Annotated in this window: 7 protein-coding genes; 1 reads left to right on the top strand and 6 read right to left on the bottom strand. The window is 68.0% G+C overall.

Annotated features, from left to right (window positions below; genetic code table 11):
- Window positions 1–74: 74 nt before the first annotated feature.
- A complete protein-coding gene (gene recA, locus C0461_RS11415; RefSeq protein ID WP_292107013.1) occupies window positions 75–1,148 on the bottom strand; it encodes a recombinase RecA in 1,074 nt (357 codons plus the stop codon).
- A 161-nt stretch (window positions 1,149–1,309) separates the two neighbouring features.
- On the bottom strand, window positions 1,310–3,826 hold the full coding sequence (locus tag C0461_RS11410; RefSeq protein WP_292107012.1) for an ATP-binding protein: 2,517 nt from the start codon (window positions 3,824–3,826) through the stop codon (window positions 1,310–1,312).
- A 253-nt stretch (window positions 3,827–4,079) separates the two neighbouring features.
- On the opposite strand from C0461_RS11410, the gene C0461_RS11405 reads away from it, so the two are divergent.
- Complete coding sequence (locus C0461_RS11405) at window positions 4,080–6,920, top strand: TonB-dependent receptor (RefSeq protein ID WP_292107010.1); 2,841 nt, start codon at window positions 4,080–4,082, stop codon at window positions 6,918–6,920.
- Between the two features lie 66 nt (window positions 6,921–6,986).
- Here C0461_RS11405 and C0461_RS11400 read toward each other — a convergent pair whose 3' ends face one another.
- The 4 genes from C0461_RS11400 to fliI are packed head-to-tail and all read right to left on the bottom strand — an operon-like array spanning window position 6,987 to window position 10,289.
- Entirely contained in the window at window positions 6,987–8,054 is a 1,068-nt protein-coding gene (locus C0461_RS11400) for an endo-1,4-beta-xylanase (protein WP_292107009.1), read from the bottom strand.
- Window positions 8,055–8,091: 37 nt separating this feature from the next.
- On the bottom strand, window positions 8,092–8,517 hold the full coding sequence (locus C0461_RS11395) for a hypothetical protein (RefSeq protein WP_292107007.1): 426 nt from the start codon (window positions 8,515–8,517) through the stop codon (window positions 8,092–8,094).
- Window positions 8,518–8,526: 9 nt separating this feature from the next.
- Window positions 8,527–8,937: a flagellar export protein FliJ gene (locus tag C0461_RS11390; protein ID WP_292107005.1), complete on the bottom strand. Its 411-nt coding sequence runs from the start codon at window positions 8,935–8,937 to the stop codon at window positions 8,527–8,529.
- Window positions 8,934–10,289 (bottom strand): flagellar protein export ATPase FliI, encoded by a 1,356-nt coding sequence (gene fliI, locus C0461_RS11385; protein ID WP_292107004.1) that lies wholly within the window; start codon window positions 10,287–10,289, stop codon window positions 8,934–8,936. Before fliI ends, C0461_RS11390 begins: the two co-directional genes overlap by 4 nt.
- Window positions 10,290–10,501 lie beyond the last annotated feature (212 nt).

Genomic DNA, 10,501 nt, shown 5'->3' with positions numbered 1-10,501 from the left:
TCCACCCCCGCGCCAGAACCGGATCGCTGCACGGTCCGGTGCGCGGGGCCCCCTTCTCCCATCGGGAGAAGGGATCAGTCGTCCTGGCCTTCCTCGGGCTCAGGGGCGCCCAGCATCTCCTCGGCGATCTGGCCGGCGTGGGCGCGGACGGCCTTTTCGATGGAGGCGGCGATGTCGGGGTTCTGCTTCAGGAACTCGCGCACGTTCTCGCGGCCCTGGCCGATGCGCTGGCTGTCATAGCTGAACCATGAGCCGGACTTCTCGATCACCTCGGCCTTGACGCCCAGGTCGATGATCTCGCCGATCTTGGAGATGCCCTCGCCGTACATGATGTCGAAGATCACCTCGCGGAACGGCGGGGCCACCTTGTTCTTGACCACCTTCACGCGGGTGGTGTTGCCCACCACCTCGTCGCGGTTCTTGATGGCGCCGGTGCGGCGGATGTCCAGGCGCACCGAGGCATAGAATTTCAGGGCGTTGCCGCCGGTGGTGGTCTCGGGGGAGCCGTACATCACCCCGATCTTGTGCCGGATCTGGTTGATGAAGACGACGATGCAGTTGGTGCGCGAGATGGAGGCGGTCAGCTTGCGCAGCGCCTGGCTCATCAGGCGCGCCTGAAGGCCCGGCAGGCTGTCGCCCATCTCGCCCTCGATCTCGGCGCGGGGGGTGAGGGCGGCGACGGAGTCCACCACCACGATGTCCACGGCGCCCGACCGCACCAGGGTGTCGGTGATCTCCAGCGCCTGTTCGCCGTTGTCCGGCTGGCTGACCAGCAGGTCGTCCAGATTGACGCCCAGCTTCTGGGCGTAGCTGGGGTCCAGGGCGTGCTCGGCGTCCACGAAGGCCGCGGTGCCGCCCGCCTTCTGGATCTCGGCCACGGTGTGCAGGGCCAGGGTCGTCTTGCCCGAGGATTCAGGGCCGAAGATCTCGATCACCCGCCCGTAGGGCAGGCCGCCGATCCCCAGCGCCATGTCCAGGCCCAGCGAGCCGGTCGAGACGCTGGCGATCTCCGCCACTACCCCGCCCTTGCCGAGCTTCATCACCGAGCCCTTGCCGAACGCCCGATCGATCTGGGCCAGCGCCGCTTCCAGCGCCTTGGCCTTGTCGCCGTCTTCCTTGCCCACGAGTTTCAATGCCGCCTGCGCCATTTCTTTCGGTCCCTTTGCCACGATTCCCCAGATGTCGTTCCGGAAGAGGCCCGCTACCGACCCGCCCTTGCGACTGACGGAGTATGTGCATGGTTTGTTCTCGTTCGCAATATGTTCTTTTTCGCAGACGCGTCCGATTTTGACGCATTGAGGTCAAGCCGTTAAACCGCTTGGGTTTGTCGCGCCTGGTCGTGCCCGGCCAAGGCTTCGCCCATGGCCTCGAACAGCCCTGCGAGGGTGATGGGTTTGGCCAGATGGCCGTCGGCGCCCGCCTCGCGCCCGGCCTGGACATGCTCGGCCAGGGCGTTGGCGGTCAGCATCAGGATGGGCGTGCGCGGACGGGCGCGCTCGATCTCGAGGGTGCGGATTTCGCGGGTGGCGGTCAGGCCGTCCATGACCGGCATCTGCATGTCCATCAGGATCAGGTCCCAGTCCGCCTCGCCCCAGGCCCGCACCGCCTCGGCGCCGTCCTCGACCGCGGTCAGCGTCATGGCCGTGTGGGACAGCATCACCTCGATCACCTTGCGGTTGGCGGGATGGTCGTCGGCCAGCAACACCCTCAGCGGCATGGCCGTCAGGTCGGCGCGGTCCACCGGGGCGGCCGACTGAACCTCGGCCTGCGCGGGCGGCAGGGGGATCGCGAACCAGAAGGTGGAGCCCGCGCCCGGCGTGCTGTCGCAGTCCAGGGTCCCGCCCATCAGCCGGGCCAGATCGCGGGAGATGGCGAGGCCCAGGCCGGTGCCGCCGAAGCGGCGGGTGATGGAGCCGTCAGCCTGCTGGAAGCGGCCGAAGATGCGCGCCTTCTGCTCCGCGTCGAAGCCGATGCCGGTGTCCCTGACCGAGAACCGCACGCAGTCGCCCTCGCCGGGCTCCACCGTCAGGGTGATCTGGCCCTGGCTGGTGAACTTCAGGGCGTTGGAGACCAGATTGGCCAGGATCTGGCGCACCCGCACCGCGTCGCCGTTCACCACCCGGTCCACAGCCGGATCGATGTGCGCGGTCAGCAGCACGTCCTTCTCCTCGGCGCGCAGCCCCCACAGGGTGGTGATGTCGTGCACCGCCTCGCCCAGATGGAACGGCGCCCGCTCCACAGTGATCTGGCCGGACTCGATCTTGGCGCTGTCGAGGATGTCGGACAGCAGGCGCTCCAGGGTCTTGCCGGAGGAGCGGATGACCTCGGCCATCTCGTGCTCGCGCGGGGTCAGGTCCGCCCGCGCCAGGGCGTCGGCCATGGCCACGACCCCGTTCAGCGGCGTCCTGATCTCGTGGCTCATATTGGCCAGGAAGGCGGACTTGGCGTCGTTGGCCTGGTGGGCCCTGAGGCGGGACTCCCGCAAATGCCGGCTCTGGCGCAGCTGCCAGATCAGGACGCCCGCTCCGCAGAGCAGGAACAGGATGGCGATGCCGACGATCCAGCGCTGGGACTGGATCACGTCCTGCTGGAGCCCGGCGTTGGTCTGGGTCATCTCGAGCTGGCGGCGGCGTTCCTCCAGCTGGGCCTGCATGTCGCCGGTGACCTGATTGATGCCGGCGCTGAAGCGGCGCGCGGTGGCAACCTCATTGTCCACGAAATGGTCGCGCAGGACGCGGTAGGCCTCGGCGTCGCGGCCCTGGGCGAACAGCAGCTCGGCCCGGGCGAGGGGCACGCGCGAAACGCCCTCCTCGCGGAACTCGCCCGCCGCCTGCAGGGCCTCGATCCGGGCCATGTCCCGCGCCGCCGCCTGGGCCATGCCCAGCCGCGCCCGGGCGATGGCCCGGCGGGGCAGCATCTGGGGGGCCAGGAAATCGGCGGCGCCCAGGTTTTCGCCATAGGGTTCGAGGCACGCCAGCACCTCCCTCCAGGCGCGGCGGGCCTCGGCCGTCATGGCGCAGAGATTGGCGTCATAGACGATCAGGCCCTCCATCCCGGTGCGCTGCGCCAGACGATGATGGGCCAGGTACAGGGCGTGGGCCGTCTCCGTCTCGCCGATCTGGGTCGACAGGCGCGCCAGATTGTAGAGGCTGTCGAAGTCGGGACGGGGATAGTCGGGCTTGTTGTAGTCGATCTCGTACCGGCCGAAGGCGGCGGTGGCGCCGGCCACGTCGTTCAGCTTCATCAGCCCCATGCCGGTCATCTCCCACAGGCCGGCGTGGGCGGTGCGGGAATAGGCCAGGTGGTCGGGTATCCGGCTGTCCATCTCGGCCAGACGCTCCAGCCCCTCGCCGATGCGGTCATGATCCATCAGGGCCAGGGCGTGGATGCGCACCGCGTGGGCCTGGACGAACCAGTCGTCCGACGTCTCTGCGATACGGGCCATATCCGCCATGACCGCGGTCTCGCCCTCGTCATAGCGGATGGTCAGGGCGTTCAGATGGGCGATGGCGATATAGCGGTCATCGCCCTGCCGCTGCGCCGCTTCGGTCAGCCGTCCGTTCCACAGCCGCGCCTGGTCGAACTCGCCCTGGTTCAGGCTGATCCACGCCACGTGATAGAGCCGGTTCAGCCCCTCGCGGTCGTTTCGCGCCATGGCCTGACGGCCGAAGGCGTAAAGATCGTCGAAACTGGTCGCCCCCGCCCGCGCCTCCACCGCTTCGGCCAGCGCCATGGCGGTGCGGGGCGAAGTCTCGGCCCGCGCGCCGCCTGCGGCGATGAGCACGAGAACAGACAGGACGGCGAACAGGCCGCGGACTCGGTACATGATCGGGGTGACCCTGAAAAACTCGGGGCACCCTAAAGAGGGAATGTTTCGCAAGGCTTAGCGTGCGGATCGGCCGAAGGCTTGTGACATCCCGTCCGGGCACGGAAAAAATCAAGGGATTCCTGCGGTTTAAACATCCGTCACGAAAGCATCGCCTCGCCGTCACGGGACTTGCGCCGCACCGTCACACGCCAAAGCTAACCCCACCCCCGAACGCTGGCCTCTCTCGTCGGCGCATCGGGGACACGACACAATGACCAGAACCACCTTCAGCGCCGGACTGCGCATCGGCGCTTCGGCGCTCGCCATCTTCACCGCCCTTGCGGCCGCGCCCGCCATGGCGGTCAATGTGAACGCCAACACCGCTTCCGCCAGCCAGAGCGTCATCACCGGCCGGGTGACCGACCAGAACGGCGCCTCCCTGCCCGGCGCCCGCGTCATCGTGCTGGAGACCGGCGCCGAGACGGCGACCGACCGTCAGGGTCGCTATGTGGTGCCCTGGACCGCCTCGGGCCAGGCCACCCTTGAGATCCACTATTTGGGCCTGCCCGCCACCACTCGTGTGGTGGACGCGCGCGCCGGCGGCGCCACCGTGGCCGACATCGTGGTGGCCCAGGCCACCGAGGTGGCCGAGGTGGTCATCGTCGGCTCCATCTCCGACGGGGTGGCCCGCGCCCTGAACCAGCAGCGCACCGCCGACAACACCACCAATGTGGTGTCCTCGGACTCCATCGGCCGCTTCCCCGACACCAACATCGCCGAGGCCCTGCAGCGGGTGCCCGGCATCGGCGTCGAGCGCGACCAGGGCGAGGGCAATTTCGTCAGCCTGCGCGGCGCCCCGGCGGCCTTCACCTCCATCACCGTGGACGGCGTGTCCCTGCCCTCGTCCAGCCCCGACACCCGCGCGGTGGACCTGGGCGCCCTGCCCGCAGACGTGGTCAGCGCGCTGGAGATCTCCAAGACCCTGCTGCCGCACCAGGAAGCGGACTCCATCGCCGGCTCCATCAACCTGGTGACCCGCTCGCCCTTCGACAATCCGCGCCTGCGCATCAGCGGCAATGCGGGCATGGGCTACAACGAGATGGGCTCCACCAACGACGAGCGCGCGTCGCTGATCATCTCGAACGTGTTCGGTCCCGAGGCGCAGTTCGGCGCCCTGCTGTCCGCCAGCTACGCCCAGACTGACCGCCGCGTGGACAACATCGAGTCCGTCTGGGACGTGATCGAGGACGCCGACGGCAACGAAATCCTCGGCGTGCCGGAGCAGGAATTCAAGGACTACAACACCCGCCGCGAACGCCTCAGCATGACCGGGGCGCTGGAGTATCGCCCCAACGCCCTGCACAGCTTCTTCCTGCGGGGAACCTGGGCCCAGCGCACGGACGACGAGTTCCGCAACCTGCTGGCCATCGTCTACGAGGACGGCGACATCCAGCCCGGCGCCACCGAGCGTTCGGCCAGCTTCAGCGGCGCCCGCTTCGCCCGCGAGTTCCGCCACCGCGTGGTGCGCGACGAGAGCCTGAGCATCAGCGCCGGCGGCGAACACGAATTCGACGGCTTCCGCCTGGACTACGTCCTGTCGGTCGCCAACGCGGAACAGACCTATCCCAACCGTCAGCAGCTGCTGTTCCGCTCGGGCGCCAGCTATGATCTCAGCTATGATTTCAGCGGCGATTTCGACAATCCGGCCCTGTCGCTGTTCACCAGCCAGGAGCACCTGAACCCGGCCAACTACAGCTTCCGCGAACATGTAAACCGCTGGGCAGACACCACCCAGGACGAGACGGCCTTCGCCGCCAACGTCACCATCCCCGGCATGCTGTTCAACCAGCCCGCCGAATGGCAGTTCGGCGGCCGGGTGCGCCAGCGCGACATCGAGTCCGACGAGGAGAGCTACCGCGCCCGCGGCGGCGGCGTCGCCCCGTCGCGCAGCTTCGCCGACCTGCTGTCGAACGAGCCGTCGCGCAACTTCGACTACAACCTCGGCTTCAAGTACGACTCCGGTCTGGTGCTGGACTATTTCCGCGATCAGGGGCCCCGGACCATCGATCCGGCCTATCGCCGCATCTCCAACTCGACCACCTCGGACTACACAGCCGAGGAGCGCATCTACGCTGCCTACGGCATGACCCGTATCCAGTTTGACCGGGCCAATCTGATCGTCGGCCTGCGGGTCGAGCAGACCGAGTTCGAAGGCGCCGCGCCGGAGTTCAACGAGGACACCGAGACCTTCACCATCAGCTCCACCTCGCGCAGCTACACCGAGGTGTTCCCCAATGTGACCCTGCGCTACGCCTTCAGCGAGAACCTGATCGGCCGCGCTTCCATCACCCGGGGCATCGCCCGTCCGCGCTATCGCGACAACGTTCCGCGCCTCAGCGAAAGCGGCGATCGGGGCCTGGGCGAAACGGTGAACCTCAGCCGCGGCAACCCGGACCTGAACCCCACCCTGTCCAACAATTTCGACGCCAGCCTCGAGTACTATTTCGAACCGCTGGGCATCGTCTCGGCGGGCGTGTTCTACCGCGACCTGCAGGACTATGTGTTCGAGCTGACCTCGGACGGAACCTACGCCGGCCTGCCCGCCCGCATCACCCAGCCGGAGAACGCCCCGGACGGCCATATCACCGGGCTGGAGTTCAACTACCAGCAGCAGTTCACCTTCCTGCCGGGCTGGATGTCGGGCTTCGGCGTGGCGGCCAACTACACCTGGACGGACGCCGAGATGACCCTGCCGTTCGCCGCGCCGGGTCGGGGAACCACCGTCGGTCTGCCCAACCAGTCGGACTCCACAGTGAACCTGTCGGTCTTCTATGAAACCAGCCGCTTCAATGCGCGCCTGGCCTGGACCGACCGCGACGACTTCATCCAGGAGTTCAACTACGACGACCCGCGCCTGGACACTTACTGGGAAGGCCGCTCACAGCTGGACTTCACCGCCGATGTGGACGTGACCGAGCAGGTCAACCTGTACTTCGAGGCCAAGAACCTGACCGACTCCGAAGGCGTGCGCTACGCCGGAGACCGCTCGCGTCCCACCGAGCGCGAACGCTTCGGCCGCCTGCTGTTCGCGGGCGTCCGGGTCAACTTCTAGACCTCAGGGAACGACACTCCCCGAACTGGGCGGAAGGCTTGGCCTTCCGCCCTTTTTCTTTGGGGATCAGGCGGCGAAGGCCTGTTCCAGCGCCTTGAGCATGGGCTTGGGACGGCCCAGCCAGTCGAACAGCAGGGGCTCGTCGCGGCCATCGTCCCAGTCGCCCCGCCGCAGCACGCTGTCGCGGTCGCGCAGGCCCCAGACGGTGAAGGCGAAGCGCTGGCGTTCGGGCAGGGCCATGAAGGCCTCGGCCACCTCGCGCACCCGCTCGGTCTGCAGCTCGCGGCGGCGTTCGATGCGGGTCAGGTCGGTGCGCGAGCGGCCCATGGACATGTCCAGCTCCGACACATGGATGGGCAGACCGAACTGGGCCATTTCGTTGATGAAGGCTGTCGTGCGGCCCGGCTCGATGTCGTAGTCGATGTGCGACTGGGTCCCCAGGCCGCCGATGGGCGCGCCCTGACCCAGCAGCCGCTCCACCATCCGCAGGAAGGTGGAGCCTTTCCGGGGATTGTGCTCCAGGTTGTAGTCGTTGATGAACAGCACCGCGTCCGGGTCCGCCTCGGCCGCCACCTCGAAGGCCCGGCGGATGTAACCGTCCTGACCGAAGCGCGCGGACCAGTGACAGTCGCGCAGTCCGTTCCCGTCCTCCGCCACGGCCTCATTGACCACGTCCCAGCCGGTCACCCGGCCCCGGTAGCGGCCCATGACCTCGCGGATGTAGCGGTCGTGCTCGGCGGCGAAGCGGGTCTCGTCCAGGCCCTCGAAATAGGCCCGCCCCTGCGAGTACCAGATCAGGGCGTGGCCAAAGAGGCTCATGCCGTGCTGGTCGGCGAAGTCGGCGATGGCGTCCGGCGCGGCGAAGCGCAGACGCCCGCCCGGCCCCAGGATGTACTCCATCTTCATCTCCCACTCGGGCGTCAGCTGGGAGAAGTGGGCCGAGGCCAGTTCCGTCCACTGGGGATCGCGGAAATGGTCCGTCATGGCCGCCACCCCGACGGGGAAGGACGCCACGTCCCGCAGCGGCCGGATCGGTCCCTCGACGACTTGGGACGCCGCAGGCCGTCCGTCACAGGCGGCCAGCGCCAGGGTGGAGGCCAGAAGCGCGCGACGGCTGAACAGGGGCTGGGTCATGGGCCGGACGGTGCAAGGAGCGGGCCAGCCCCAAGACCTACTGATCTTCAGGGCTGGCCACGGCGCCCGTTCGACATGGCGCCCACTGGAACACGTAGGCCGCGTCTGCCCGTGCGAACTCTACCGCCGTGGTCAAGAACAGTGGCTCTCCGTCGTAGCACAGACCAACCGCAGGGCCTTCGGTTGAAAGGATCTCCAATCGATGGAGAGTGTCGAACTCGGCAATCGGAACGCGGGCCAGATCACCAGCGACCTTCAGTTCGATCAAGGTCCAGGATGAGCCCGCAGCGCCACCTGCCAATCGCTCCGAGACGATGATCTGCGCACGCTCATCGATCGTGTGACGGTCACGCTCAGTCGGTTCCACAGATCGGGAACAGGCGACAACCATCGAAAAGCCGGCCATGGCCCCCACCACCATCCCAAATACCGCAAAGGTTCGGCTGGTCAGGGTTTGGCGCATAGTGAATCGTCAGCCCGCCCGCTTCCTCAGCCCCAGCTCGTCGAACGCCGCCGTTTCGCGCTTCGCGGCGGCGATCAGGCGGTTGAGGCGGGTGGCCTCGGCCACCTGTTCGAACTTCTTCAGCTCCTCGAAGGCGGAGGTCAGGGCGTCGCGGGCGCCGGCTTCCTCAGCGTCCAGTTCGGCCAGATCGGTTTCAGCGGCGGCCTTGCGGGCCTTCCAGCCGGCCAGATAGGCGCCCAGCAGCATTCCCGCCTGGGCGTCATGGCGGCTGCGTTCGCGCTCCACCTCGGCCTCGGCGTCCAGCACCGCCAGCCGCATCTCGGTGGAGGCCCGCCGCGCGGTGATCTCGGCGAGGCGCTTCTGCAGCGTCTCCACCTCATAGTTGGAAATGCGGATCAGCGAGTGGGCCCAGCTGGTCATTGGTCAGTCTCCGGCGGGATCATGCCCTGGTTCAGAATGGCTTCAAGACGATCGAATGAGTCGGCCATGCGCGTCACCTCGTCCTTGTCCTGCCCCAGAAACGCCTCGAGCGCGGGGTTCAGGGCGATGGAGCGGTCGACGATGGGGTCGGCCCCGGCGCGGTAGGCGCCGATGCGGATCAGCTCCTCCATGTCCGAATAGGCGCTCAGGCACTGGCGGGCGCGGCGGTTCAGCTCGCGCTCGGGCAGGGTCTGGCAGTCCGGCAGCGTCCGACTGACCGATTTCAGCACGTCGATGGCGGGGAAGCGCCCACGCTCGGCGATCTTGCGGTCCATGACGATGTGGCCGTCCAGAATACCGCGCACGGCGTCGGCGATGGGCTCGTCATGGTCGCCGCCGTCCACCAGCACGGTGAACAGGGCGGTGATGGGCCCCGCCTGGGTGCCGTCCGGCCGGATCTGGCCCGGCCCGGCGCGCTCCAGCAGCTTGGGCAGTTCGGAGAAGACCGTGGGGGTGTAGCCCTTGGTGGTGGGCGGCTCGCCCGCGGCCAGGCCGATCTCGCGCTGGGCCATGGCGAAGCGGGTGACGGAGTCCATCAGGCACAGGACCTCCAGATCCTGGTCCCGGAAATATTCGGCCACGGCCATGGTCATGTAGGCGGCCTGACGGCGCTTGAGGGCGGGCTCGTCGCTTGTGGCGACCACCACCACGGCGCGCTTCAGCCCTTCCTCGCCCAGGGTCTCCTCGATGAACTCGCGAACCTCCCGGCCCCGTTCGCCGATCAGGCCGACGACCACGACATCGCAGGTGGCCTGGCGCGCCAGCATGGACAGCAGCACCGACTTGCCCACGCCCGAGCCGGCGAAGATGCCCAGGCGCTGGCCCCGGCAGGTGGTGGTGAACACGTCCATGGAGCGCACGCCCAGATCCAGCCGCTCGCCCACCCGGCCGCGCGAATGAGCCGGCGGCGGCGCGGCGCGCAGGGGATAGGGGGCGGGGCCGGGAGGAAGGGGCCCCTTGCCGTCGATGGGATCGCCGAAAGCGTCGATGATGCGGCCCAGCCAGGCCGTGGTCGGCCGCACGCTGGCGGCCACGTCCAGAATGCGGATGTCGGCGCCGGGCGCCACGCCCTCCACCGGGCCGTAGGGCATCAGCAACGCCTTGGAGTCGCGGAAGCCCACCACCTCGGCGGGCAGGCCTTGATGGCCCCGGCGCACGATCTCGGCCCGGGCGCCCACGGCCAGCCGACTCATGCCCCCGCGCGCCTCGATCAGCAGGCCGGACACGCCCGCGACCTTGCCGGTCACGACCAGCGGATCCACAGCCTCAACAGCGGCGACGAGATTGCGCAAGACTGCCCCTCAGCACTGAACAGCCCCGGCCGTTCTCCCGTTAACAATTGCTGCGAAACGGTTAAGCGGGGGTGAAGGAAAGCTTGACCTCTCACACTGCGGGCAGACAGCCTGCCCCCTTCGCGGGAGGGATCATGAAGCGGCGATATGTCATTCTCGGGGTCATGGGTCTGGCGGTGCTGGCGCTCTACGCCGTCAACAATTCATGGTCC

It is taken from the genome of Brevundimonas sp. (assembly GCF_013823285.1).
Lineage (GTDB): Bacteria > Pseudomonadota > Alphaproteobacteria > Caulobacterales > Caulobacteraceae > Brevundimonas.
This window is presented reverse-complemented; position numbering and strand designations above follow the sequence as displayed.